The organism is Streptomyces sp. NPDC031132, from assembly GCF_055570595.1.
This window is the reverse complement of sequence record NZ_JBVIGX010000029.1, coordinates 41,309-66,684: the sequence shown is the minus strand read 5'-3', so window position 1 is coordinate 66,684 and position 25,376 is coordinate 41,309. Positions and strand designations below refer to the sequence as shown.

Here is a 25,376-nt window from a genome sequence, read left to right as displayed (position 1 = left end):
CCGCACCCGGGCCCTGCGCGTCCCCCCCCGCCGGGGCGCGGGTGGCCCGGCAAGGTGGTGCGGTGCGGGTTCGCCCCCGGGGCCGAGGAGCCGACGGCCCCGCTGGAACGCCGGGCACTGCCCTCGGTCAGGCCCGTGGTCACCGGCTGGACCGATGCCCTCGGGGCCTGGCGGGACGTGCCGGAGTGACGACCCGCCCGACGGCCGGGTCGGAGTCGGCCGCCGGGCAGGCCTAGGCTTGGCCCCGACTGCTGTCGATGCTCGAAGAGGCGACTGAGAATGAGCGCGTACGGATCCTTCCCCGGCTCGCGGCCCCGCCGGCTGCGCACCACCCCGGCGATGCGGCGGATGGTCGCGGAGAACCGGCTGCACCCCTCGGACCTGATCCTGCCGGCGTTCGTACGGGAAGGCATCAGCGAGCCGCTCGCCATCTCGGCGATGCCGGGCGTCGTCCAGCACACGCGGGACACGCTGCGGAAGGCGGCCGTGGAGGCGGTGGAGGCGGGCGTCGCGGGGATCATGCTCTTCGGGGTCCCGGCGGACGAGAACAAGGACGCGCTGGGCACGGCGGGCACGGAGCCGGACGGGATCCTGCAGCTCGCGATCCGCGACGTGAAGGCGGAGGTGGGCGACGATCTGGTGATCATGTCCGACCTCTGCCTGGACGAGTACACCGACCACGGCCACTGCGGCGTACTGGACGAGCACGGGCGCGTCGACAACGACGCGACGCTGGAGCGGTACGCGGAGATGGCCCAGGTCCAGGCCGACGCGGGCGTCCACGTGGTCGGACCGAGCGGCATGATGGACGGCCAGGTCGGCGTCATCCGCGACGCGCTCGACGAGACCGGGCACGAGGACGTCTCGATCCTCGCGTACACGGCGAAGTACTCGTCGGCCTTCTACGGCCCGTTCCGCGAGGCCGTCGCCTCCTCGCTGCAGGGCGACCGCAAGACGTACCAGCAGGACCCGGCGAACGCCCGCGAGTCCCTGCGGGAGCTGGCGCTCGACCTGGAGGAGGGCGCGGACATGGTCATGGTCAAGCCGGCCGGCCCGTACCTGGACATCCTGTACCGGGTCGCGCAGGCCGTGGACGTCCCGGTCGCCGCGTACCAGATCAGCGGCGAGTTCGCGATGATCGAGGCGGCGGCGGAAAAGGGCTGGATCGAGCGCGACCGGGCCGTCCTGGAGACCCTGCTGGGCATCAAGCGGGCCGGCGCGGACACGATCCTGACGTACTGGGCGACGGAGGTCGCGGGCTGGCTGCGCGAGGCGCGCTGACCCTCCCCGCCTCCGAGTACCGTCGGGTCCCCGCCGGTCAGCGCAGCGGCCACACGTACCGCTCGGACCCGGCGGGGGGCCCGGCACGCCAGATCCGCCACCACACCCGCCACCGCCCCGGCTTCAACCGCCGCGCTCTGCCCATGCGGGGGAGCGTAGGCGGGCCCGGTCGGCCGGTCACGGAGCCGGACTGGAGTCCGTCAATCCCCGGAGTCGGTACCGGTGGAGCTGCCAGGCCGCGTACGCCACGAACGGCACGGCGACGGCGGGCACGACCCACCACGGCAGGCCGATCACGAGCGCAGGGACGGCCACGCCGAGGCAGGTGAGCGCCATGCCGATGAGCAGCGGTTTTCCGAGCGAGCGCCAGGTCCAGGGCGCCTGCCCGCCGTATCCGGCCAGGGAGGCCGCGGCGAAGGCGAGCCCCAGGGCCGCCACGAGACCCGCCAACGTGCCGATGCCGGCGGTCATCTGGGCCTCGTCGCGCGGCTCGTCGGCGGAACTCTGGCGGACGCCGTCCTTGGCGAGCGCCGTGATCGTGCTGCGCCAGACGACGGCGGTCACCTGGTCGCCGGGTGCGAGCCGGTCGAGCAGCGGGCCCGAGTCACCGAAGCGCACGGTCCCGGTCCTTGAGGACATGCCGGGGCCGGAGAGCGTGGCCTCGTACCTGGGGTTCCGGCCGGTGTCCTTGACCACGGTCTTGTCGACGGTGAAGGGGAGGGTACGGAGGCATTCGTACGGGTCACCGGCGGCGGCGCACGGCTCGGCGGCCGCGTAGGCGTCGTGGCGCTCGATGTCGGACGGCAGCCACGCGGCGAACACGAAGCCGCAGAGCAGCGCCGGTATCAGCGACACCACGACCAGCCAGGCGCCCGTCCAGCGCCCCCAGCCCGTTCCGGCCTCCGTCACCACGTGCCTCCCCCGTACGTGTTTCCCCTGGCCACAGCCTCCACGTCCGCGGGCGGGCCCGCAACGGGCTCGATCGGCGTGTCTCAGGGCCAGTCGACGATGCCGGCGAACACGAGGTAGTCCAGGACGACGGCGACGGGGGCGAGCAGCGCGAACGCGACGCGGCGGGCGGAGTTCCGCCGCTGCCAGGGGAGCGCCCAGCTGGTCACCAGCACGGCCAGGACGAGCAGCAGGCCGGTGGTGAAGACGGGGAAGGCGATCTCGTACGAGGCGTCGAACCGGTCGCTCGCGGCGTCGCTGCAGGAGTCGCAGGCCATGGGGGACAGCCCGACGAGGAAGAACGCGACGAAGGCCGTCGGCAGCGTCAGCAGGGTGGAGACGAGCGGCGCGACGAAGGCGCGCTTGTCGCGCGAGGTGTCCAGTTCCATGGCTCGAGTCAACCGCGCCTGCGGGGCGGACACATGAGCGCTGGTACTCAGACGGGCGTGGGGTCGGTGCCCTGGATCCAGCTGCGGCCCCGAGGCCGAGTGCGCCGGCGCGGGGCTGGGGGGCGGGGTCTGTGTGGTCGGGGTCGGGAGGCTCGGGCGGGATGTCGAGGGTGGGGTCTGTGTGGTCGGGGTCGGGAGGGTGGAGCGGGACGCCGGGGGTGGGGTCTGTGTGGGCGGGGTCGGGAGGGTGGAGCGGGGGGACGGGCGGCGGGGCCTGCGTGGTCGGCGCCGGAAGGCTCAAGCGGGATGTCGAGGGCGGGGTCTGGGTGAGCGGCGTCGGTGAGTGTCCGGGGGCTTCCCGGCAGTCCACTGTCCTTCCGTGTCGTGCCGGTCCCTCAAGGGCGCTCCTTCGTCGCGTCGCTTCGCGATGGCCTGCGGCCACCCTTGACCGACCGACCCGCCCCGGAATGCCAACAGACTGCCGGGAAGCCCCCGAAGGATGGTCGGGGGGTTCGGATCCGGTCCAGCCCAGATCAGAGATGCCGAGCAGGGGCCCCTGGTCATCCGGAGTCAGTCCCCGGGACCAGCGAGCCGGAGCGGGATGGGGCCAGGGGGAGGGCACGGCTCCCTGAAGGGCCCATAGGCACCCTTTCCGCGTCCGGGCGGGGTCAACCTGCACCAGACAGCGACCAGATGCCCCTGTCGGTAGGTGTGGGCCCGCAGGCGCCCCAAATCGCTACGCGCTTCTCTCTGTTTGGCGTCCGACGACCGCCTTGGGCTGGACATAGGCCGCCCACGACCGGCAGAGGTCAGCCTGGGATGCGAGTGCGGGTCGTTTGTCCCGTTTTGGCGACCGGTTAAGGGGTGAATGGGCGCCTGCCGGAGTGGGAGGTTGAGAAATCCGGCATCAGGCTCCCTCTCGCCCGCTTTTCACCCCAACTAGCGTGCAGACGCCCGGAAACCCGCCCATGGGAGGTGTCTGGGCGGCCTATGTCCAGCCCCAGACGGCCGTCGGACGCTGAGAGATGAGGAGCGCGTAGCGATTTGGGGCGTCCACGGTCCAGGCGGCACCGCATGGTCATCTCTCCGCTGTCTGGTGCAGGTTGACCCTGCCTGGGTCCGGAAAGGGTGGCCATGGGCCCTTCAGGGAGCCGTTCCCTCCCCCGGGCCCCATCCTGCTCCGCCTGGGTGGTCCTGGTGAACGGACTCCGGATGACCAGGGGCCCCTGCTCGGCATCTCTGATCTGGGCTGATCGGAATCCGAACCCCCCGGCCATCCTTCGGGGGCTTCCCGGCAGTCTGTTGTCTTTCCGGGGCGGGTCGGTCGGTCAAGGGTGGCCGTAGGCCATCGCGTAGCGACGCGACGGAGGAGCGCCCTTGAGGGACCGGCACGACACGGAAGGACAGTGGACTGACGGGACGCCCCCGGACACTCACCGACGCCGCTCGCGCAGACCCCGCCCCGTGGCTCCCCGGCCGACCCTCCCGACGCCGACTGCGCAGACCCCGCCCTTATATCCCGCTTGAGCCTTCCGGCGCCGACTGCGCAGACCCCGCCCTTATATCCCGCTTGAGCCTTCCGACGCCGACTGCGCAGACCCCGCCCTCATATCCCGCTTGAGCCTTCCGACGCCGACTGCGCAGACCCCGCCCTCATATCCCGCTTGAGCCTTCCGACGCCGACTGCGCAGACCCCGCCCTCGACATCCCGCTCGAGCCCTCCGGCGCCGACCACGCAGGCCCCGCCGCCCGTACCCCCCGATCCACCCTCCGACGCCGAGTCGACAGACCCCGACCCCGACATCCCGCCCGACGCCTCCCGACCCCGGGTACACGCACCCCGCCGCCCGAACCCCCCGATCCACCCTCCGACGCCGAGTCGACAGACCCCGACCCCGACATCCCGCCCGACGCCTCCCGACCCCGGGTACACGCACCGCGCCCCCCCATACCCCCCGATCCACTCTCCCGACGCCGCCCACACAGACCCCGCCCCCGCCGCCCCGGCCGACCCTTTCGCCGCTGCCCACGCGGTCCCGGCCGCCTTGCGTCGCGCTCTGATTCCCGGCGCCGGGTGCACAGACCCCCCTGTCCTCCCGACCGACCTCTCCCGACCCCGCCCCCGCTCGCGTTACCGGCGCCCCGGGCGCACCCTGGAGGCAGGGTGACCCCCTGGAGGTGATGCACCATGCCCACACTCGTCGGGTGGCACGTGGAGCTCGAATTCACCGAGGAAGGCCACCGCACCAGTGCGGCGGCCATGGTCAGACTCGGCGACGGCTCCGAGATGAGGGCGCACGGCTACGCCATGCGTCACCCCTCCGACCCGGAGCAGCTGCGGGTCGGGGAAGAGATCGCCGGCGCTCGCGCGCTCATGGATCTCGCGTCCCAGATGTTGCAGAAGGCTCATGGCGAGATCGACGAAGCCACGGGCCGACACTCATATCCGCTGACCCACTGAGCGAGGTGGGCCACGCGGCACGAGTCAGGGTGAGAGAGGGGCCGTGAGGGACTTTCGAGTCCCTCACGTGCATCGGGCTGGCGCGAGCCGAACGAGACGTGTCCGCACGTGCAGTTGGGCTGCCTGGTCGCCCCGCCGGCCGGCGTGGGCGGGGGTGTTCGTGGCGCTGTTGCAGGTGCCCGACGGGTATCGCTGCTAGCTTCAGAGGTTCGGTTCGTCAGTTCGTCAGTTCGTCGGTTCATCGGTTCATGGGTCATGGGGGGCCAATGTCGCGTCTGTTGCGGTGGGTTGTCGTGCTCGTCGGTTCGGCAGTCGTCTTCTTCGTCTGCTTCAAGCTCGCCCAGGCGGATCCGTTCGGCTGGCTGCCCGAGAAGGATTCCGACGCCGTGGCCGTCGCCGCCGGCTTCGCCGGGGCCATGACCGCGGCCGTCGGGCTGGCCGGCGGCTGGTGGGCCGGTACGGCGCCCGTCGCACCCGTCTTGCCCCCTGCGCCGCCGGTCCCGGAGCGGCTCGTACGGCAGGTGGCCGATGCCTCCGGTACGTCGGAGATCAGCCAGGCGGGCGGGGCCAGCCCCGCCGGGCCGGTCGACCAGGAGGCCACGGCCAGGGACAACAGCCGGATCCGGCAGACCGGCGGTGATCAGCAGGGCGGGACCCCGTGACCGGGGAGCGCACGGAGCAGTGGGCCGTTGCCGACGGGAACGCGACGATCACGCAGGTGGGGGGCGACTACGTCACGTACGAGGTCGTCGCCGCCCCCGCGCCGCAGGCGCTGTCCGGTCTGCCCGAGGCGCCCGCGGTGCTGGTCGGCCGGGACGGCTCCGTCGAGGAACTGCTCGGGGTGCTGGAGCCCGCCGGGCCCGGCGCTCCCGCCGGCGCCCGCGTGGCCGTCGTCGCCGGGCTGGCCGGGGTCGGCAAGAGCGCGCTCGCGGTGGCCACGGCCCACCGGGCCGTGGAGCTCGGGTGGTTCGGCGACCGGGTGTTCTTCCTCGCGCTGCGCGGTTACGCCCCCAACGGCGCGGTGAGCGGCCCCCAGGCCGTGCAGGAGATGCTCCGCCACCTGGGCATCCGCGACACCGACATGCCGGCGTCCCCGGAGGCCCGGCTGCACCTGTACCGGGCCGAGCTGGCCGCGCGGGCGCAGGCCGGCGAGCGGGTGCTGATCGTCGCGGACGACGCCGGGTCGGTGGCCCAGGTACGGGACCTCGTACCGGCCCAGGACACGCACCGGCTGCTCGTCACCTCGCGGCACCGGCTCGTGGCGCCCGGGTTCGCGGCGCGGATCGTCGTCCTCGACGAACTCGCGGCGGGCGCGGCGGCCGAGCTGCTCGCCGGGGCGCTGCTGCGGACCTGGCCCGAGGACCCGCGGCCGGAACGGGAACCCGGGGCGCTGGCGGAGATCGCCGACCACTGCGGGCGGCTGCCGCTGGCCCTGACGGTGGCGGGGGCGCTGCTCGCGGGCGATCCGGGCTTGTCCGCGGGCGAGTTGGCCCGGCAGCTGTCCCGGGCGCGGACCCGGCTGGCGACCCTGCACATCGGCGAGGACGGGGACGGGGACGTCCCCGTCGGGGTGCGGGCCGCGTTCGACCTCTCGTACGCGCGGCTGCCCGCGGACCAGGCCCGGCTGCTCCGGCTGCTGACGGTGGTCCCGGGGTCCGACTGCGCGACCGCGTACGCCCACCTGCTGACGCGGGGCTCCATGCCGCGGCCCGACGGCCCGCCGGAGGAGCTCGCCGCCGTACGGGCCTCGCTGGCGGCGCTCGTACGGGCCAGCATGCTGATCGAGCAGCCGGTGGGCTCGGGGCGCTGGCGGATGCACGATCTGGTGCGGCTGTACGCGCGGGAGCGCGGAGAGGAGCAGGCCGAGCAGGACGGGCGGGAGGGCGTGACCGACGCCTTCCTCGCGAGCCTGGCCTTCGACGCCGAGGTGGCCTGCCGGACGCTCGGGCTGCGCGGCCGGGCCGTGAGCGGGCCCGGGTTTCCTTCGATGGAACGGGCGTTGCGGTGGCTGGAGGCCGAACGCTCCACGCTGGTCGCCGCCGTGGGCTTCGCCGTCGAAGCCGGGAGGCCGGACATCACCGTGGAACTGGCCACCGTGCTGGCCACGTACCTCGATCTCTACGGTCATGCGCTGGACGGCGTCGAAGTCGCACGCCACGTGCTGGACGTCGCCCGGGAGTCCGGCGATCGCACCGACGTCGGGGCGGCGCTGTACGGGCTCGCCGGTGCGCTCTCCGATGCCTGGCAGACCGCGGAGGCGACCGCCCTGGCGGCGGAAGCCCTCGCCCTGTTCCGAGAGATTCCCGAGCCGTCGGGGGAGGCCCGGTCGCTGAACCTGCTGGGGGGCCTGCACTCCCGGGCACACCGCTGGGAGGAGGCCCGCGAGGCCCACGAACAGGCGCTGGAGATCTTCCGTGCGGGGGGCATCCGGCATGCGGAGGGTACGGCGCTGGTGAATCTCGCGTACGTCCTGGAGCGGTCGGGACGGACGGACGACGCCGTCGAGGCGTGCGAGCGGGCCCGACGCATCCTGACGGACAGCGGGGACGAGCACAGGGCCGCGACCACGCAGGGCTACCTCGGGGACGTGCTCTGGCGGGCCGGCCGCAGGGAGGAGTCCTTGGCCGTACGGGAGCAGGCCCTGGCCACCCTGCGGAAATTGGGTCACCGGGCCGCGGTGGCCGGGGTGCTCCTCGGGATCGGCACCTCACTGTCGGAGGACGGGGCCGGGGCCGACGCGGCCCGGGCCGAGCAGTCGGCCGAAGCGCAGGCCCGGTTCGAGGAGGCCCTCGCGCTCTTCGCCGAGGTGGGGGACCGGCACGGCGAGGGCGCGGTACGGGTCAACCTGGGCAGGCTGCACCAGCGGGCGGGCCGGCTGGAGGAGGCGCTGGAGTCGCAGCGGCAGGGCTGCGCCCTCCTCGCCGCCACGGGGGACCGCGGCAACGAGGCCGTGGCGGTGCAGGGGATGGCGCTGACGCTGCGCGCGCTGAACCGCCCGGCCGAGGCCGCCGAGGCCTTCGAGCGGGCGGCCGCCCTGCACGGTGCCGTGGGCAACGGCGAGCACGAGGTGGCCGCCCGGGCGTTGGCCGCGCAGCTGCGTGCGATGCCCGAGGCGCCCGAAGCACGCCAGGCGCCCGAAGCACCCGCGACACCCGACCCGTCGCCGCGCCGCTGGTGGGACCGCTTCAGGGACTGAGCCCCCGAGCCGAGCCCCCGAGCCGAGCCCCCGAGCCGAGCCCCCGAGCGGGGCCCGGCGGCCTCGTGGCCTACGGGGCCGGGGCTACCCGGCTCCGGCGCCGGTCCGTCGGTCCACCCGGGCCTGGAGGCGGGTCATGGCGCGGGTGAGTTCGCCCGACGTCCCGAAGGGGACGACCGCCGCGTGCCCGGGGACGCGTACGCCGCCCGTCAGGGCCACGCGGGTGCCGCCCGACGGGTCGGGGGCCGCCGCCATCCCGACGATCAGGAAGCGGCTCTGCAGCCAGCACCAGCCGGGGCGCAGCACCCCGCGGAAGTGGGCGCGGAAGCCGTACTTGCTGCGGGCCAGGGCCTCCACCCGGTCGCCGGTCACCCGCAGGACGCGGATGCTGCGCATGTCGGGCTGGAAGCGGCCGAACTCGCCCTCCAGGTCACCCATCACCGCCCAGACGGTGTCCAGGGGGGCGGGGACGACCTGTTCGGCGACCCGGGCGCCCCGGACTCCCGCGGCCATGATCCGCAGGCGGTTCACCTCGTCGAGTGCGTACGTCATGCGGACCATGCCCTTCGGAAGCTCGTACGGGCCCGGTGCAGCCGGGACTTGGCGGTGCCCGGCGGGACGCCGAGGAGGGCTGCCGCGGACTCCTCGTCCAGGCCCTCCACGTCCCGCAGTACCAGGACGGCCCGGTGGTCGGGGGAGAGGCGGGCCAGGACGTCGTCGATGTCGGCGGCGAGCTCGGGGTCGCCGGGGCCGGGGAGGTCGGCGAGTTCGGCGGGGCGGGCGCGGGCCGCGCGGCGGGCGGTGCGCACCGCCTCGCGGACCGCGATGGCGCGGACCCAGCCGTACAGCGTCTCCGGATCGCGCAGCGACCGCAGGGCGCGGAAGACCGCCACCAGGGCCTCCTGGCAGGCGTCCGGGCCGTCCGCGAGGGCGATGGGGGTGCAGATGCGGGCGATGTACGGGGTGAGGTGGTCGAGCAGGTCGTGCAGGGCGAGGGTGTTGCCGGCACGGGCCGCCCGGGCGAGGGCGACGCCGCGGTCGCGTTCGTCGGGGGTCACCGGGCGCGGGCCAGCCGGGCGGCCGCCCAGCCGAAGCCGAGGCATGCGGGCGTGTAGAGGAGCAGGTTCAGCCCGTAGAAGGGACCGGCCGGGCTGTCGAGGAGCCCGGCGGCCCACCCCAGGCCCGCGAGGCCCCGTACCGCCAGTCCGGCTGCGACGGCCCCCGTGGCCACCCGCGTGACACGCCCGCCGCGCCCGTACGCGTGGCCGAACACGGCGGCGGCTGCCGTCAGCGTGAGCGCCGCCAGCGGGAGGACGACGGGCGGGGCGAAGGACACTTCCGTGCCGAGGACGGCGAGGGACAGCGCCCGCTCGCTCTCCGCGGGCCAGGTCCGCCCGGTGGCCCAGTACAGGTGCGCCAGCCCGTCCGCGGCCAGCAGTCCGGCCAGCGCGATTCCCGTCCGGCGTCGCGATGTGTCCCTCATGGGTGCCCCCTCGGTGTCGAGAACCAACACCCCGAAGAGGAGGCGGACGTGCAGAACGTTCCCTGTGCGCCGCGTCACATCTGCTTCAGAAGCCGATCTCGAAAACTTGCAGGCCGGCGAGGACCAGCGTCACCACGATGAGCAGGTTCAGCGACGTGCCCACGTACAGCAGCACGCTGGGCGGGCCTCGGAACAGGAACAGGCCGCGGATGAGGCCGAAGAGGGCCATGAGCAGAGAAGCGACCGCGAAGGGGAAGGAGATGGTGAGGGATACCGGGAGGTCGAGGCATCGGCGGGATCACCACCACCTGCGGCGCCATGGGTGCCGTGGGCGCAGGCGGGCCCCCGGGCGGCTGAGGGGCCGGGGCCTGAGCCGGCTGGAACGGGATCGGGTTCGCCGTCATCGAGCTCAGGCCGATCGACCCCAGCGAGCTGGGGGTGCTCGCCGAGCCACCGCCGGGCGGGACCCCGTACGCACCCTGTGAACCGTTCACGATCGGCCTCCCCTGCCGTCAGGACGGGAAGGCCGATCGTACGGAGCCGCGCGCCGCGCGAACAGGTCAGAGGCGCTCGGGGGTGCGGATGCCCAGCAGGGACATGCCCTTCGTGAGCGTCCGGGCGGTCAGGTCGCACAGGAACAGGCGGTTCTCGCCGACGACGAGCTCCGGCTCCGGCTTCACGACCGGGCACTCGGTGTAGAACGTCGTGCACAGCGAGGCCAGCTGGTACAGGTACGCGGCCACCTTGTGCGGGGCGTGCTCCGCGGCGGCCTCGGCGATCACCTCGCCGAACTGGTCCAGGTGCAGGCCCAGCGCGCGCTCGGCCGGGGCCAGCTCCAGCTCCGGGTGGGCCACCGGGGAACGGTCGCCCGCGTTGCGCAGGATGGAGCGGAGCCGGGCGTACGCGTACTGGATGTACACGGACGTGTCGCCGGTCAGCGAGACCATCTGGTCCAGGTCGAACTTGTAGTCGCGTGCGGCGGAGGTGGAGAGGTCCGCGTACTTGACCGCGCCGATGCCGACCTGGAGGCCGTTCTCGACGATCTCCTGCTCGCCGAGGATGCCCCGGCCCTTGTCCTTCTCCCGTACCACGGCGGTCGCCCGCTCCACGGCCTCGTCGAGGAGGTCGACCAGCCGGACCGTCTCGCCCTCGCGGGTCTTGAACGGCTTGCCGTCCTTGCCGAGGACCGTGCCGAAGGCCAGCTGCACGGCCTTGACCTCGTCGTTCAGCCAGCCCGCGCGGCGGGCCGTCTCGAAGACCATCTTGAAGTGGAGCGACTGGCGGGCGTCGACCACGTAGATGATCTCGGTCGCCTTCAGGTTGCCCACGCGGTCCCGGATCGCCGACAGGTCGGTCGCGGCGTAGCCGAAGCCGCCGTCCGACTTCTGGACGATCAGCGGGGTCGGGTTGCCGTCCTGGCCCTTGTACTCGTCGAAGAACACGCACAGCGCGCCGTTGGACCGGACGGCGACGCCCGACTCCTCCAGCAGCTTGCACGTCTCGACCAGCATGTCGTTGTAGCCGGACTCGCCGACGACGTCGGCGTCCTGGATGTCCATGTCCAGCTTGTCGAAGACGGAGTAGAAGTAGATCTTCGACTCGTCGACGAACCGCTGCCACATCGCGAGGGTCTCCGCGTCGCCCGCCTGGAGGTCGACGACCCGCGCGCGGGCGCGGGTCTTGAACTCCTCGTTCGAGTCGAAGAGCACCCGCGAGGCCTTGTACAGGCGGTTCAGGTTGGACATGGCCTCCTCGCCGGAGACCTCCACCGACTCGTCCGCGGCCTTGTGGTCCAGCTCGTGCGGGTGCTCGATCAGGTACTGGATGAGCATGCCGAACTGGGTGCCCCAGTCGCCGATGTGGTGGCGCCGGACCACCTTCTCGCCCGTGAACTCCAGGATCTCGACCATCGCCGCGCCGATGACCGCCGACCGCAGGTGGCCGACGTGCATCTCCTTCGCGACGTTCGGCTGCGCGTAGTCGATGACCGTCGTGCCCGCGTTCGCCGCGTACGGGACACCGAGGCGGTCGTCGCCGGCGCGCGCCGCCAGCGTCTCCATGATCGCCCGGTCGGAGACGGTGATGTTGAGGAAGCCGGGGCCCGAGACCTCGATCTCCTTGATCAGGTCGGCGTCGGGGCCCGCGGGGATGCCCTCGACCACGGTCGTCGCCAGCTCACGCGGATTGGCCTTGGCCTTCTTCGCGAGCGCCAGGATGCCGTTGGCCTGGAAGTCGGCCCGGTCGCTTCGTCGCAGCAGCGGGTCGGCGCCACCGGCCTCCGGCAGGGCCGAGGCGAGGGCGTCCGCGACGCGCTGATTGACGGAAGAAGCGAGGGAAGGGACCGAGGCCATGAGCTGCCGTTCCTGTGAGGTCGTGCCTGAAGGTGCACTTGGTTGTTCCGACAAGCCCCGAGTATCCCACGTGGGGACTGCCCGATGCCCGGGATAAAGGGGGTCCGCAGGCAACCCCGGAGCGGCCTGTTCCGTCTGGGAGAATGGCTGAAGCCAGCATTCGAGATAGAAGGACGTGTCGTGGCTCAGAGCGCCCAGAGCAGCACCGAGACCGACTGGGTCTCCCGTTTCGCGGACGAGGTCATCGCCGAGGCGGAGCGCCGAGCCCCGGGCAAAGCCGTCGTCGTCGCGTCCGGACTCTCCCCCTCCGGCCCGATCCACCTCGGCAACCTCCGCGAGGTCATGACCCCGCACCTGGTCGCCGACGAGATCCGCCGCCGTGGCTTCGAGGTCCGGCACGTCCTGTCCTGGGACGACTACGACCGCTACCGCAAGGTGCCGGCCGGCATCCCCGGCGTCGACCCCGAGACCTACGGCCAGTACATCGGCATGCCGCTGACCTCCGTCCCGGCCCCGGCCGGATCGGCGTACGCGACCTGGGCCGAGCACTTCAAGGCCGCCATGGTCGAGGCGCTGGCCGAGCTGGGCGTCGAGTACGACCCGATCAGCCAGACCGAGCAGTACACCTCCGGCGCCTACCGCGAGCAGGTCCTGTTCGCGATGAAGCACCGCGGCGACATCGACGCCGTCCTCGACCAGTACCGCACCAAGCAGAAGCCGGGCGGCAAGAAGCCCCAGCAGAAGCAGGTCGACGAAGCCGAGCTGGAGGCCGCCGAGGGCTCCGGCGCGGCCGCCGAGGACGACGGCAGCAGCGCCGAGGGCGGGTACTTCCCGTACAAGCCGTACTGCGGCCAGTGCGGCAAGGACTTCACCAAGGTCACCTCGTACGACGACGAGACGACCGAGCTGACCTACGTCTGCACCGAGGACGAGTTCACCGAGACCGTCAAGCTCAGCGAGTTCAACCGCGGCAAGCTGGTGTGGAAGGTCGACTGGCCGATGCGCTGGGCCTTCGAGGGCGTGATCTTCGAGCCCTCGGGCGTCGACCACTCCTCGCCCGGCTCGTCGTTCCAGGTCGGCGGCCAGATCGTGCACATCTTCGGCGGCGAGCAGCCGATCGGACCGATGTACGCGTTCGTCGGCATCAGCGGCATGGCCAAGATGTCGTCCAGCAAGGGCGGGGTCCCCACCCCGGCCGACGCGCTGAAGATCATGGAGCCGCAGCTGCTGCGCTGGCTGTACGCCCGCCGCAAGCCCAACCAGTCCTTCAAGATCGCCTTCGACCAGGAGATCCAGCGGCTCTACGACGAGTGGGACAAGCTCGAGGCCAAGGTCGCCGACGGCTCCGTGCTGCCCGCCGACGCCGCCGCGCACACCCGCGCCGTCCGTGTCGCCTCGCACGAGCTGCCGCGCACCCCGCGCCCGCTCCCGTACCGGACCCTCGCGTCGGTCGTGGACATCACCGCCGGGCACGACGAGCAGACCCTGCGCATCCTGGCCGACCTGGACCCGTCGCAGCCGCTGACCTCGCTGGACGAGGTACGGCCGCGCCTGGACCGCGCCGAGAACTGGATCACCACCCAGGTCCCGGCCGACCAGCGGACCCTCGTACGCGAGGAGCCCGACACCGAGCTGCTGTCCTCCCTGGACGACGAGGGCCGCGAGTCGCTGCGGCTGCTCGTGGACGGGCTGGACTCGCACTGGTCGCTCGACGGGCTCACCACGCTCGTCTACGGCGTGCCGAAGGTGATGGCGGGCCTGGAGCCCGACGCCAAGCCCACCCCCGAGCTCAAGGTCGCACAGCGCTCGTTCTTCGCGCTGCTGTACCGCCTGCTCGTGACCCGGGAGACCGGGCCCCGCCTGCCCACGCTGCTCCTCGCCGTGGGCGCGGACCGCGTGCGCAAGCTGCTGGCCGCCTGAGCCTGATGCAGACGACGAAGGGCCCGCACCCCCGAGGGGTGCGGGCCCTTCCGCTTGCCGTGCGCGGCACGGGGCCTACGCGATGTGCTCGTTCTCCAGCTCGCGCTGGTAGCGCAGCTTCAGGCCCGGCATGAGCTTGCGGATCATGGAGGAGCTGCGCGGGTGGCCGAGACCGTGACGGTCCGAGAGGTGTATGTCCACCTGCTCCGGGGTCGGGTAGTCCGAGTGCTCGTCGAGGTACGCGCGGAAGACCTCGTACGCCGCCTCGTTGAACTTGACCTGGTCGAAGTCGCCGTCGAGGTCGCCGTCGAAGTCGCCGTCATCGACGGCGTCCGCCTCGGCGACGGCCGGCACGGGGAGCTGCTCCTGCTGCGGAACGTCCTCGTCGGGGCCGGTCGGGGGCATGACCGGGGTCGGCTCCAGGCCCTCGACGTACTGGGGGTTGTACCCGCCCTCGTACGCGGCCTGCGGGGCGAGCGGGGCGGCGAACCAGGCGCTGTCGTGGGCGGCGGGCATGGCCGTCGGGTCGACCGCGAAGGGGGGCGGGGTGTGGCCCTGCGGGGCTGTTCCCCTCCCCGCCCCTTCCTGGAACTGGGGCTCCGCCCCAGCCCCCGGGTGGGGCTCCGCCCCGGGGGCGAAGGCCGCGGCCGGCGCCTGCGGCACGGCCTGGCCCACGGGGCCGCCGGCTCCGCCGGGAACGCCCGGCTGGCCGGGGATGCCTGCGGCTGCGCCGGCAAGGCCGGGCCGGCCTTCGGCTCCGCCGGGAAGGCCCGCGATACCCGCGGCTGCGCCCGGCCGGCCCGGTATACCTGCCTGGCCGGGGATGCCCCCGGCTGCGCCGGCAAGGCCCGCCAGGCCCGCCTGGCCGGCGATGTTCGCCTGCCCTCGGCCGCCCGCCGCACCGGAGCCCGCCAGGGCCGCCGCGCCCGCCTCCAGGGCCGGAGCCGATGCCCCCGGCACCGACGCGCCCGTCGCGATGGCCGCGGCCGCCGGGGGCAGCAGGACCGGGTCGATGCCCGCCGCCGCCAGGCCCTCCGGGGCCGTCTGGGAGAGGGGGACGCCGATCCGGGCCAGCCGGAGCGGCATCAGCGCCTCCACCGGGGCCTTGCGGCGCCAGGCCCGCCCGTACCGGGCCTGCAGCCGCGCCTGGTAGATCAGCCGGTCCTGCTCCATGCCGACCGCCTGCTCGTACGACCGCAGCTCCCACAGCTTCATCCGGCGCCACAGCTTGAACGTGGGGACGGGAGACAGGAGCCAGCGGGTGATCCGGACCCCCTCCATGTGGCGGTCCGCGGTGATGTCCGCGATCCGGCCCACCGCGTGCCGGGCCGCCTCCACCGTGACCACGAACAGGATCGGGATCACGGCGTGCATGCCCACGCCCAGCGGGTCCGGCCAGGCCGCCGCACCGTTGAACGCGATCGTCGCCGCGGTCAGCAGCCACGCCGTCTGGCGCAGCAGCGGGAACGGGATCCGGATCCAGGTGAGGAGGAGGTCCAGGGCGAGCAGCACACAGATGCCCGCGTCGATGCCGATCGGGAACACCAGCGAGAAGCTCCCGAACCCCTTCTGCAGGGCGAGCGCGCGGACCGCGGCGTACGAGCCCGCGAAACCGATCCCCGCGATGACCACGGCTCCTGCGACCACGACGCCGATGAGTATCCGGTGCGTACGAGTCAGCTGCATCGCGGCCACCCGCGATCCCCTCCCCTTGTCGAGCTACGGCAGGCACAGCGTACGGGTGACTGCGCAGGTGACTGAATGTCAGCCTCCCGTTAGCGGGCGCCGGGCACCCCCGGCGCCGCCCGGAACCGCCGACGCCTACTGCGCGGAGGGAGAAGCCTGCTGCTCAGGCTGCTTCTGCTGCTGGTTGGCGGTGCCGACCGAGGCCACCGTCTCCTTCGCCGCCGCGATCGCGTTCTCGAGCAGCTTGGCCTGATCCGGAGCGCCGGCACCCTCGTACGCCGCACCGTTGTAGTCGAGCGTGATCACGACGTTCTGCGCGCGCGCCACGATCGTCGTGTTGAAGAAGTCGACGTCCTTCTTCACGCCGTACACGACCGACGACGCCTGGTCGCCGATGCCGCTCGTCTGCTCGACCTTCACGTCGTGCGCGCCCTCGGCCGTCTTCGCGGCCTCGACCTGCTTGTTGAACTGCTCCTCGGCGCGCTTGTTCGCGCCGCCGAGCGAGGCGTGCGAGTCGTAGCGGACCAGGGAGATCGACAGCCAGCGGTACTGCGAGCCCTTCAGGCCGTCCTCGTCCAGGCCGTTCCAGGAGCAGCTGGCGCGGGTGGTCAGGTCGTTCGACTTGGTCGCGGTGCCGTTCTTGTCCTTCGCCTCCGGGACGAGGGTCTCGACGGTCTTCGTCTCGATCGACTTGCACGGGTCGGGCAGCGTCGCGAACGCCGCCTGCTCCAGCGCGGCCGACGCCTTGCCGCTCGGCTTGGCGGACGAGGACGCGCCGGGCTTCTTGTCGCCGCCCGAACCCGAGTCCTTGCCCGAGTCGGACGAACAGCCGGCGACGGTGAGGATCACCGGGACGGCTGCGCAGGCGAGAACGCGAGTGAGGCGCGAGGCTGATCGGTGCATGGTTCCTTCAGTACGTTGGGGCGCGTTCTGTGGACGCGGTACGGGTGCGGTGCGGGGTGCGGTGCGGCGTGCTGTGCGGGCGCGGGACCCGAGCAACGGTAGCCCGATCCGGCGCGCGCCTGCTGTGCGCGCCGTCACGCCGCGCCCCCCGCGCCCGCTCCCGGCCGTCCTCTCAGTCGTTGAAACGCTCGACGAGAGCCTGCGCCAACTGCCGTGCCTTGTCCTGGGTTTCGGGGCTCGCCGGGACCGTACCGGGCAGCGCGGGCTGCACGCTGTACTCGACGGTGACGATGACATTCGAGGTGCGGAACACAATCCGCACGGTCCGTGCCTGCGCCGCGCTGGCACCCGCCGCGCTCAGCTTGTCCTCGAGGAACGCCTCGGTCCCGAGCCCCTCGATGACGCGGGAACCGAGCTCGGGCGGCGGCGCGGAGGGGCTGGCGGCGCCGGGCGACGGCGACTGCCCGGCCGGCGGAGGAGCGCTCGCGGCCGGCGGGCCGGAGGGGGCGGGGCCGGTACCCGTACCGGCGGCGGCGGGGCTCGGCGTGGGGCCGGGGAAGGGCAGGTGCGCATCCGTCAGCCGGCGCACGTACACCTGCCGCGCCTTGTCGTCGTCGCTCATGAGCGTCCGGTCGTACGAGACGACGCGCTCGAAGCCGACCGACAGCAGCCGCGTCTCCTCGGGCGTCTGCGCCGTCCAGCGGCAGCCGACGTGCCGGTCGCCGTCGTACGAGGTGTCCGCGGCGCCGGCGTACAGCTGCACGCGCTGCTCGTCGGTGAGGCTGTCCGCGGCCGGGAGCATGGCCTTGAGGCGCTTGCCGTCGGCGGCCCTGCACGGCGCGGGCAGGCTGCGGTACTTGCCGGCCGGTGCGGGTGCGGGGCTGCTGTCGCCCGCCTTGGAGTCGGTTTCGTCCCCGGCGCCGTTCCCGCTGGTGCACCCGGTCAGGCCGGTCAGGCCCGCCGTGAGTGCGGTGAGCATCGCGATGCCCGGCAGGACTCGTCGTCGTCGCCGTACCGACTTGCGCTGCACGTCCACTGGCTCCCTTCGACCGGCCGGCGGCCCGGCGGTCAGGAAAATGCGTTGCCGCGCTTTGGACGCGGATGAACACAATGTCTATCGCACACGCTGGTGCTGGCGCCGGTCCCCTGTCTGGTTTGGGGCTAAGAGCGAGGCTTTTTGCGTATAACGAATTTTCTATGCTTCTCGGGGGATTGAAGCCGTATGTCGTATGTAGAGGTACCGGGAGCGAAGGTCCCGATCCGGATGTGGACCGACCCGGCGTCGGTCGAGGCCGGCGCGATGCAGCAGCTGCACAACGTCGCCACCCTTCCGTGGATCAAGGGCCTGGCGGTCATGCCGGACGTCCACTACGGCAAGGGCGCCACGGTCGGCTCGGTGATCGCGATGAAGGACGCGGTGTGCCCGGCGGCGGTGGGCGTGGACATCGGCTGCGGCATGTCGGCGGTGAAGACGTCCCTGACGGCGAACGACCTCCCGGGAGACCTGTCGAAGCTGCGCTCGAAGATCGAGCGGGCCATCCCGGTGGGCGCGGGCATGCACCGTGAGCCGGTGGACCCGGACCGGCTGTACGGGTTCCCGGTGGAGGGGTACGGCGGGCTGTGGGAGCGGTTCGACTACCTGGCGGACGAGGTGAAGTTCCGGCGTGAGCGGGCCATGCGGCAAATGGGAAGCCTTGGCCAAGGGAACCATTTTTGCGAGCTTTGCATCGATGTGTCCGGTTCGGTGTGGCTCATGTTGCACTCGGGCTCTCGCAACGTCGGCAACGAGCTGGCCGCCCACCACATCGAGGTCGCCCGGGGGCTCTCGCACAACCAGGGCCTGGTCGACCGCGACCTCGCGGTGTTCCTCGCGAAGACCCCGGAGATGCAGGCCTACCGGAACGACCTCTTCTGGGCGCAGGAGTACGCCAAGTACAACCGGGCCGTGATGATGAGCCTGTTCAAGGAGGTCATCCGCCGGGAGTTCCGGAAGGCGAAGGTCTCCTTCGAGCAGGAGATCAGCTGCCACCACAACTACGTGGCGGAGGAGCGGTACGACGGCATGGACCTGCTGGTCACCCGCAAGGGCGCGATCCGCGCCGGCAGCGGTGACTACGGGATCATCCCGGGCTCCATGGGGACTGGCTCGTACATCGTGAAGGGTCTCGGCAACGAGAAGTCGTTCAACTCGGCCTCGCACGGCGCGGGCCGGAAGATGAGCCGGACGGCGGCGAAGAAGCGGTTCTCGTCGCGGGATCTGGCGGAGCAGACCAAGGGCGTGGAGTGCCGCAAGGACTCGGGCGTGGTCGACGAGATCCCGGGCGCGTACAAGTCGATCGAGCAGGTCATCGACCAGCAGACGGACCTCGTCGAGGTCGTGGCCAAGCTCAAGCAGGTCATCTGCATCAAGGGCTGAGCCTGGCGTGCAGTTGTCGGGGGAACGGAGGAGCCCGGACCGTCACCGGTCCGGGCTCCTCCGTGTGAGATCAGTCCTCGTCGCCGTCGAGGAGGAGGTTCACGGGGAGGTCGAGGGACACCCCGACGTACTCCGGGACCGTGATGGACTCGCCCCGCTTGTGGGATGTGCGGAGTCGGTAGGTGCCGTTGCGCGGGTCGCGGCAGACCACGACCTCGTCGTGGCGGCGGTCGACGACGATGTAGAAGGGGATGTCGGCCTTGGCGTAGGCGTCGACCTTGGAGCCGAGGTCATCCGACCAGTTCGAGGAGGTGACCTCGACCACCAGGCGGAAGACGTCTGGCGAGTAGCAGTTGTTGCGTCCCTTGAAGTCCAGGAAGTCCTTGCTGACGAGTGCGAAGTCCGGGATGGGCGTATCCGCGCGAGCTGACATTTCGCGCGCATTCACCCATTCGGTGTCGTGCGGGTGATCGAGACCCCAACTGCACGGCGAGTCAAGGGGGTTGACGGCGACCTTCGTGCTGCATCTGAAGGCCGCCGGGAGTGTGGCGGCGGGGTTCAGAGGTCGCGGTGGACCTTGGTGTTCGAGGCCTGGGCTCGGGGGCGGACCACCAGGAGGTCGATGTTGACGTGGCTGGGGCGGGTCACGGCCCAGGTGATGGTGTCGGCCACGTCGTCGGCGGTGAGGGGGGCCGCGACGCCGGCGTAGACCTTCTCGGCCTTCTCCGCGTCGCCGCGGAAGCGGGTCTTGGCGAATTCCTCGGTCTTCACCATGCCCGGGGCGATCTCGATGACGCGGACGGGCTGGCCGACGATCTCCAGGCGGAGGGTCTCGGCCAGGACGCGGGCGCCGTTCTTGGCGGCGACGTAGCCGGCGCCGCCCTCGTACGTGGAGTGGCCGGCGGTGGAGGACAGGACCACGACCGTGCCGTCGCCGCTGGCGACGAGGGCGGGGAGGAGGGCCTGGGTGAGGTTGAGCGTGCCGATGACGTTGACCTCGTACATGGTGCGCCAGTCGGCGGGGTCGCCGGTGGCGACGGGCTCGGCTCCGATCGCGCCGCCGGCGTTGTTGACGAGGACGTCGCAGCGGTCGAGCGAGGCCGCGAAGGCGTCGACGGCGGGCCGGTCGGTGACGTCGAGGGCGTGGGCCGTGGCGGAGCGGCCGGCTGCCGTGAGCTCGGCGGCGAGGGCCTCGATGCGGTCCTTGCGGCGGGCCGTGAGGACGACGTGGTAGCCGGCGTCGGCGAGCTGCCGGGCGGTGGCCGCGCCGATGCCGCTGCTCGCGCCGGTGACTACGGCGGTTCGGGTGGCCGTGCTCATGTGCGGGGCTCCTCGGGCGTTCGGTCGTTCGTACGGGCGAATACCCGCCAGCATAGGCGGGGGTCAGCGGCCGCGCGGGGCGTACATGATCACCGCCATGCCGGCGAGGCAGACGAGCGCGCCGGCGATGTCCCAGCGGTCGGGGCGGTAGCCGTCGGCGGCCATGCCCCACACCAGGGAGCCGGCGACGAAGACTCCGCCGTACGCGGCGAGGACGCGGGCGAAGTCGCCCTGGGGCTGGAGGGTGGCGACGAAGCCGTAGAGGCCGAGGGCGATCACGCCGGCGCCGATCCAAGCCCAGCCCTTGTGCTCGCGGACGCCCTGCCAGACGAGCCACGCGCCGCCGATCTCGAGGAGCGCGGCGAGGGCGAACAGGGCGGCGGAGCGGGCGATCAGCATGGCTCGAAGCGTACGCAGACGGCCCGCGGGGCCGGTTCGGCGCCCGCCGGTTGGGGGAGGGGCACGCCCTCGTTCGTGTGATGGTCCGACCGGACGGGGGCGCCGCTGGCTAGCCTCCGCGCGTGGAGGTGGTGGCGGTGCGCCGTGGTGCCGTACGGAGTGTGGTGGTGGCGGGCTTGCTGGTGCTCGCGGTGTCCGGGGTGTCCGGGGTGCCCGGGGTGCCGGGGATGTCCGGGAGGGCCGAGGCGTGGAGCGGACCCGAGGCGGACGTGGCGTACCACGGGCGGGTGTCCCTGTCCCAGGGGCGGCTGAGGGTGTGGGTGGTGCCGCAGAACGAGGGGCCGGCCCCGCTGCCGAACGCGACGCTGCGGGTCCGGCTGTCTGCGGAGCTCGCGGACCGGCAGGAGCTGGCGGAGGGCTGTGCGCGGGCCGGGCTGCGCGAGGTGGTGTGCGAGACGGGTGCGCTGCCGCTGCACGGGCGTGGCCGGCACGTCGGGCTGCTGCTGGAGCTGAAGCAGCCGGTACCGGAGGTCGTGGTCCGGATCGACACGTGGTGGAACGGCGGGGCGTCCGACCGGGACCTGTCCAACAACCAGCACGCGGTGCTGGCGCTGGACACGGGCGACGCGTACGCCTTCTGAGCCCGGGGAAGGGCGGGGCCGCTCCCGGCTACGGGGTGGCCACGCCGCCGAATTCCTCCACGGCCTCGCTGACGATCCGCTCCAGGCGGGCGTGGTGGGCGCCGCGCCAGTAGACGCGCTCGCACGCCGTGCACTGGGCGAAGACGTCGTACGAGCGGTGCGTGCCGCTTTCGAGGCGGTCGCCGACGCTTTCCTTGTCGGCGTTGCGGAGCGGCCCGTTGCAGGCGGTGCAGCGGGTCCAGGGGGCGAGGGCGGGGGCGAACCGGCCGAGTACGTCGCGCAGTTGCTCGTCGGGGTTGTCGCTGTAGACGTACGCGCCGGCGAAGAGCTCGCGGCGGCGCAGCAGTCCGCGGTCGCGGGAGAGCAGGACGCGCTGCTCGGCGGCGGAGCGGGTGGCGAGGGCGGGGTCGCCGATGTCCTCGTTCTCGTACGCGGTGTCCACGCCGAGCAGGCGCAGGCGGCGGGCGAGGGTGCCGAGGTGGACGTCGAGGAGGAAGCGCAGTGGCGGGGCGCCGGGGACGTGCTGGGGGCGCTCGACGCCGAAGACCTCGACGGACTGCCCGGCGCTGGGCACGTACGAGACGGGCACCTCGTGTCCGTCGACGAGGAGCCGGCCGACCTCGGTGAGCGGGACGCCGGCCGATTCGACGACGTGGCCGAGGCTGGAGGCGCCGTCGGTGGGCGTCGGTACGCGTTCGGCCCGCCGGCTGGGCGGGGCGAAGAGGCGCAGTTCGGGGGCGAGGGTGAGCTGAATGCCGGGTCCGTTCACGCTGTCAGCATGCCATCGGGGCCGCGGCGGCGCGGCCGAATTTACGGTGTCGCCGCAGGCGGGGCGCAGCCGGCGGAGGCGAGCCCCGGCCGGCTGGGCCCCGCCGGGGCCGCGGGCCTCGGTGGAACAGGGCGTAGCCGGTCGGGTCGCCCGGCATCTGCCAGGCGAAGCCCTGGAGGAAGAAGCATGCGCCCAGGTTGCTCGCGGCGAAGGCGAGCAGTACCGCCGAGGTGACGGGGCCGGCCCGGCGTAGGGCGGGGGAGGCGAGGCCCGCGTCGAGGGGCTGGGCCCGGGGGGTCATGCCCACCGTGACCCGGCGCGGTGACCTCCGCAAACAGTGGACGCAAACAGTGGACGCAAACAGTGGGCGCAAACAGCGGGCTCGACCAGTGGGCTCGACCAGTGGGCGCAGCCCGTGGCGCGGGCGGTCCACGGCTGGCCCGCCCGTCACCGTGGTGGAAGACTCGTGGGAGAGCGGCGACGAGCCGCCGGGAGTGTCGCATGGGTACCTCGACTGTGCCGGTCCGGCTGGACGACTCCGCGTACCACGAGCTGGCGCGTTCCTTCCGGGGGAGCCTCGTGCGGGCCGGGGACGCCCCGTACGAGGAGCGCCGGCGGATCTGGAACGGGGCGATCGACCGGCATCCCGCCCTGATCGCGCCCTGCACCGGTTCGGCCGATGTGGTGGCGGCGCTGAAGTGGGCGGTGGAGACGGGTGCGCCGGTCGCGGTGCGCAGCGGCGGGCACAGCTTCCCCGGGCATTCGGTCTGCGACGGCGGCGTGGTGGTCGACCTGTCGGCGTTGAAGGAGGTCCGGGTGGATCCCGAGGCCCGTACGGTCCGGGTCCAGGCGGGGGTGCTGCTCGGCGAGCTGGATGCGGCGACGCAGCCGTTCGGGCTGGCGGTGCCGTCGGGGATCGTGACGCACACGGGGGTCGCGGGGCTCACCCTCGGCGGCGGGATCGGCTGGCTGAGCCGCAAGTACGGGCTGAGCGTGGACCAGCTGCTGTCGGTGGACCTGGTCACGGCGGGCGGGGACCGGATCACGGCGAGCGCCTCGCACGAGCCGGAGCTGTTCTGGGGGATGCGCGGGGCGGGCGGCAATTTCGGGATCGTCACGGAGTTCACGTTCCGGCTGAACCCGGTCGGCCCGACCGTGCTCGCCGGGCCGGTGATGTGGCCGGTGGAGGATGCGGCGCAGGTGCTCGGCCGCTACCGGGAGTGGATCGCGGAGGTGCCCGACGAGCTGACGACGATCGTGGTCCACCGCAAGGTCCCGCCGCTGCCGGCGATCCCGCCGGAGCTGTACGGCCGGCGCGTGGTGATGGTGATCGGCTGCTGGGTGGGGGAGGTGGCGGCCGGTGAGGAAGTGATGCGGCCGATGCGGGAGTACGGGCGGCCGCTGCTCGATCTGTGCCGGCCGAAGCCGTACCTGGCGCACCAGGCGATGTTCGACGCCTCGTTCCCGCACGGCTGGTGGTACTACTTCCGGGGCTGCGGCCTCGACCGGCTCGCCGACGGGGTCGTGGAGACGATGGCCGAGTACGCGGGGCGGATCGCCTCGCCGCAGAGCGGTTTCCCGCTGTTCCAGCTGGGCGGTGCGGTCGCCCGGGTCGGCGAGGACGACACGGCGGCCGGCGGGCGGGGGCTCGGCCACATGCTCAACATCAACGGGATCACGAAGACGGCGGAGGGGTACGCCGAGGAGTGCGGGTGGGTCCGGGAGTTCTGGTCCGCGCTGGAGCCGTACCACGCGGGCGTGTACGTGAACTTCCTGATGGACGAGGGCGAGCAGCGGATCCGCCAGGCCTACGGGGCGCGGGAGCGGAAGCTGGACCGGCTGCGGGCGCTGAAGGCCGAGTGGGACCCGGGGAACGTGTTCCGCCTCAACCAGAACATCCCGCCGGCGGCCCCGACCGCCGCGTAGCCGGAGCCGGCTCCCGGCCCCGACCGCCGCCTGGGGTCTGCTGTGAAAGTGCTGGTCACAGCTTCACCGTAGGGGCGGTTCGGTGGGACCGGGGCCACCTCGTGCGGTTCAGCTGTGGACGACGCCCTGGGTGGCGGAGCCAAGCGGCCGGCCGGTGGCCGCAGGTGCCCGTCGGCGCGGCTACGGGCACTCGCGCGACGGCATGGCCAGGGTGGGTGGCGAGAGCAGAGGCCACCACCGAGCCGGAGGCACAGATGAACCAGGCCGTACCGTTCACGACCGCCGAGACCAGCGGACTGCACGACGCGCTGCGCGAGGCCGTCGCCGACGGCGCCACCCCGGGCGGGGTCGTCGTCTGCGGTACGGCGGCCGGGGAGCGTACCGTCCGGGCGGCCGGCGTCGTCTCCCCGTTCACGGGCCCCGGCACTCCCGACGCGAACACCGTCTACGACATCGCGTCCCTGACCAAGGTCACCGCCACCTGGCCGCTCGTCGGCCGTGCCGTCGACGCGGGCCTGCTGGACCTCGACACTCCCGTACGGGAGTTCCTGCCGCCCATGGACGGGCCGATGCCGAGCGGGGAGGCCACCGTGCGGCAGCTGCTCTCGCACACCTCGGGCCTGCGGGCCGCCACCCGGTTCGACCTCTACGACCTGACCGGGCGGCCCCTGCACGAGTTGATCTGCCGCGAGCTCATGGAGAACCTGCCGGGCGCCCACCGCTACATCAACCGCGGCTACATCCTCCTCGGCCTCGCGCTCGCCCACGTCCACCGGCAGCCGCTGGACGAGCTCGCCGCCGTCCTGTGGGCCGAGCTGGGCATGGCGGACACCGCGTACGGGCCCGTCGAGCAGTCGCCCCGGGTCGCGCCGACCGAGCGGCACGACGGCCACGACCGGCTCTGGGGCGCCGTCCACGACGAGAACGCGGCCGTCATGGGCGGCGTCGCCGGCCACGCCGGGGTCTTCGCGCCGGCCGCCGACCTCGCCACATACGCCGAGCGGCTGCTCGCCGGGGACGGGAGCCCGCTGGGCGGGTGGCTGCGGGCCGGTCTCGTCCCGCAGGCCGAGATCGAGCCCGGTCTGCAGCGCGGCCTGGGCTGGATCCTCGCCGCCGGCGGCACAGTGGCCTACCACCACGGTTTCACCGGTACGAGCCTCCACCTCGCTCCCGCCACCGGCCGGTACGTGGTCGTCGTCACCAACGCCGTCCACAACGGCGCCGCCTCGCGCATCCGGATCAACCCGCTGCGCGAGCGCGCCCTCAAGACCCTCGCCGCCGGCTGAC

At 72.7% G+C, this 25,376-nt stretch carries 24 protein-coding genes; 9 read left to right on the top strand and 15 right to left on the bottom strand.

What is annotated here, in order from left to right; all coding sequences use genetic code 11:
- Positions 1-279: 279 nt before the first annotated feature.
- Complete coding sequence (gene hemB / locus ACZ49B_RS30725) at positions 280-1,281, top strand: porphobilinogen synthase (protein ID WP_053790958.1); 1,002 nt, start codon at positions 280-282, stop codon at positions 1,279-1,281.
- Positions 1,282-1,458: 177 nt separating this feature from the next.
- Here hemB and ACZ49B_RS30720 read toward each other — a convergent pair whose 3' ends face one another.
- Positions 1,459-2,190 carry a hypothetical protein gene (locus ACZ49B_RS30720; RefSeq protein WP_468312055.1) on the bottom strand — a complete coding sequence of 244 codons (732 nt, stop codon included), beginning with the start codon at positions 2,188-2,190 and terminating at the stop codon, positions 1,459-1,461.
- Positions 2,191-2,273: 83 nt separating this feature from the next.
- Positions 2,274-2,618, bottom strand: coding sequence for a hypothetical protein (locus tag ACZ49B_RS30715; protein WP_468312053.1), 345 nt, complete (start codon positions 2,616-2,618; stop codon positions 2,274-2,276).
- A gap of 2,188 nt (positions 2,619-4,806) precedes the next feature.
- On the opposite strand from ACZ49B_RS30715, the gene ACZ49B_RS30710 reads away from it, so the two are divergent.
- The 3 genes from ACZ49B_RS30710 (at position 4,807) to ACZ49B_RS30700 (ending at position 8,275) form a co-directional block, all read left to right on the top strand.
- Complete coding sequence (locus ACZ49B_RS30710; protein ID WP_468312051.1) at positions 4,807-5,079, top strand: DUF1876 domain-containing protein; 273 nt, start codon at positions 4,807-4,809, stop codon at positions 5,077-5,079.
- A gap of 266 nt (positions 5,080-5,345) precedes the next feature.
- Entirely contained in the window at positions 5,346-5,741 is a 396-nt protein-coding gene (locus ACZ49B_RS30705; protein WP_468312049.1) for a hypothetical protein, read from the top strand.
- Positions 5,738-8,275, top strand: a complete 2,538-nt coding sequence (locus ACZ49B_RS30700) for an ATP-binding protein (RefSeq protein ID WP_468312047.1) — start codon at positions 5,738-5,740, stop codon at positions 8,273-8,275. The genes ACZ49B_RS30705 and ACZ49B_RS30700 overlap by 4 nt, the downstream gene beginning before the upstream one ends.
- An 84-nt stretch (positions 8,276-8,359) precedes the next feature.
- Here ACZ49B_RS30700 and ACZ49B_RS30695 read toward each other — a convergent pair whose 3' ends face one another.
- From ACZ49B_RS30695 to argS, 5 genes are all read right to left on the bottom strand, one after another.
- Complete coding sequence (locus ACZ49B_RS30695) at positions 8,360-8,827, bottom strand: hypothetical protein (RefSeq protein WP_468312045.1); 468 nt, start codon at positions 8,825-8,827, stop codon at positions 8,360-8,362.
- Positions 8,824-9,333, bottom strand: coding sequence for an RNA polymerase sigma factor (locus ACZ49B_RS30690; RefSeq protein WP_468312043.1), 510 nt, complete (start codon positions 9,331-9,333; stop codon positions 8,824-8,826). The genes ACZ49B_RS30695 and ACZ49B_RS30690 overlap by 4 nt, the downstream gene beginning before the upstream one ends.
- A complete protein-coding gene (locus tag ACZ49B_RS30685) occupies positions 9,330-9,758 on the bottom strand; it encodes a DUF3995 domain-containing protein (protein WP_468312041.1) in 429 nt (142 codons plus the stop codon). Before ACZ49B_RS30685 ends, ACZ49B_RS30690 begins: the two co-directional genes overlap by 4 nt.
- 85 nt (positions 9,759-9,843) lie before the next feature.
- On the bottom strand, positions 9,844-9,987 hold the full coding sequence (locus ACZ49B_RS30680) for a hypothetical protein (protein WP_468312039.1): 144 nt from the start codon (positions 9,985-9,987) through the stop codon (positions 9,844-9,846).
- Between the two features lie 331 nt (positions 9,988-10,318).
- On the bottom strand, positions 10,319-12,109 hold the full coding sequence (gene argS / locus ACZ49B_RS30675) for an arginine--tRNA ligase (RefSeq protein ID WP_468312037.1): 1,791 nt from the start codon (positions 12,107-12,109) through the stop codon (positions 10,319-10,321).
- 180 nt (positions 12,110-12,289) lie between these two features.
- Between argS and lysS the strand changes: the two genes are divergently transcribed.
- Positions 12,290-14,029, top strand: a complete 1,740-nt coding sequence (gene lysS / locus ACZ49B_RS30670; protein ID WP_468312035.1) for a lysine--tRNA ligase — start codon at positions 12,290-12,292, stop codon at positions 14,027-14,029.
- Between the two features lie 75 nt (positions 14,030-14,104).
- Here the strand turns inward: lysS and ACZ49B_RS30665 are convergent, their stop codons facing one another.
- The 3 genes from ACZ49B_RS30665 to ACZ49B_RS30655 all read right to left on the bottom strand — a co-directional run bounded on the left by ACZ49B_RS30665 (position 14,105) and on the right by ACZ49B_RS30655 (position 17,648).
- Positions 14,105-15,724, bottom strand: a complete 1,620-nt coding sequence (locus ACZ49B_RS30665; RefSeq protein WP_468312033.1) for a DUF2637 domain-containing protein — start codon at positions 15,722-15,724, stop codon at positions 14,105-14,107.
- Positions 15,725-15,850: 126 nt separating this feature from the next.
- On the bottom strand, positions 15,851-16,618 hold the full coding sequence (locus ACZ49B_RS30660; RefSeq protein WP_468312031.1) for a DUF3558 family protein: 768 nt from the start codon (positions 16,616-16,618) through the stop codon (positions 15,851-15,853).
- A 172-nt stretch (positions 16,619-16,790) separates the two neighbouring features.
- Positions 16,791-17,648 carry a DUF3558 domain-containing protein gene (locus tag ACZ49B_RS30655; protein ID WP_468312029.1) on the bottom strand — a complete coding sequence of 286 codons (858 nt, stop codon included), beginning with the start codon at positions 17,646-17,648 and terminating at the stop codon, positions 16,791-16,793.
- A gap of 192 nt (positions 17,649-17,840) precedes the next feature.
- On the opposite strand from ACZ49B_RS30655, the gene ACZ49B_RS30650 reads away from it, so the two are divergent.
- The gene (locus ACZ49B_RS30650) at positions 17,841-19,034 is read left to right on the top strand and encodes an RtcB family protein (RefSeq protein WP_468312027.1); all 1,194 of its coding nucleotides are present in this window, start codon (positions 17,841-17,843) and stop codon (positions 19,032-19,034) included.
- Between the two features lie 70 nt (positions 19,035-19,104).
- On the opposite strand, the gene ACZ49B_RS30645 is transcribed toward ACZ49B_RS30650, so the two are convergent.
- From ACZ49B_RS30645 to ACZ49B_RS30635, 3 genes are all read right to left on the bottom strand, one after another.
- The gene (locus ACZ49B_RS30645) at positions 19,105-19,467 is read right to left on the bottom strand and encodes a Uma2 family endonuclease (protein WP_468312025.1); all 363 of its coding nucleotides are present in this window, start codon (positions 19,465-19,467) and stop codon (positions 19,105-19,107) included.
- A 125-nt stretch (positions 19,468-19,592) separates the two neighbouring features.
- Positions 19,593-20,354: an SDR family oxidoreductase gene (locus tag ACZ49B_RS30640; RefSeq protein WP_468312023.1), complete on the bottom strand. Its 762-nt coding sequence runs from the start codon at positions 20,352-20,354 to the stop codon at positions 19,593-19,595.
- Between the two features lie 63 nt (positions 20,355-20,417).
- On the bottom strand, positions 20,418-20,753 hold the full coding sequence (locus ACZ49B_RS30635; RefSeq protein WP_266665022.1) for a YnfA family protein: 336 nt from the start codon (positions 20,751-20,753) through the stop codon (positions 20,418-20,420).
- A 122-nt stretch (positions 20,754-20,875) separates the two neighbouring features.
- On the opposite strand from ACZ49B_RS30635, the gene ACZ49B_RS30630 reads away from it, so the two are divergent.
- Positions 20,876-21,394, top strand: coding sequence for a hypothetical protein (locus ACZ49B_RS30630; protein ID WP_468312021.1), 519 nt, complete (start codon positions 20,876-20,878; stop codon positions 21,392-21,394).
- Positions 21,395-21,422: 28 nt separating this feature from the next.
- Here ACZ49B_RS30630 and ACZ49B_RS30625 read toward each other — a convergent pair whose 3' ends face one another.
- Positions 21,423-22,163: a Mut7-C RNAse domain-containing protein gene (locus ACZ49B_RS30625; protein WP_468312020.1), complete on the bottom strand. Its 741-nt coding sequence runs from the start codon at positions 22,161-22,163 to the stop codon at positions 21,423-21,425.
- A 4-nt stretch (positions 22,164-22,167) separates the two neighbouring features.
- On the bottom strand, positions 22,168-22,464 hold the full coding sequence (locus ACZ49B_RS30620; protein ID WP_468312018.1) for a hypothetical protein: 297 nt from the start codon (positions 22,462-22,464) through the stop codon (positions 22,168-22,170).
- Positions 22,465-22,664: 200 nt separating this feature from the next.
- Between ACZ49B_RS30620 and ACZ49B_RS30615 the strand changes: the two genes are divergently transcribed.
- Positions 22,665-24,089 (top strand): FAD-binding oxidoreductase, encoded by a 1,425-nt coding sequence (locus tag ACZ49B_RS30615; RefSeq protein ID WP_468312017.1) that lies wholly within the window; start codon positions 22,665-22,667, stop codon positions 24,087-24,089.
- 254 nt (positions 24,090-24,343) lie between these two features.
- On the top strand, positions 24,344-25,375 hold the full coding sequence (locus ACZ49B_RS30610) for a serine hydrolase domain-containing protein (RefSeq protein WP_468312015.1): 1,032 nt from the start codon (positions 24,344-24,346) through the stop codon (positions 25,373-25,375).
- The last annotated feature ends 1 nt before the right edge of the window (position 25,376 follow it).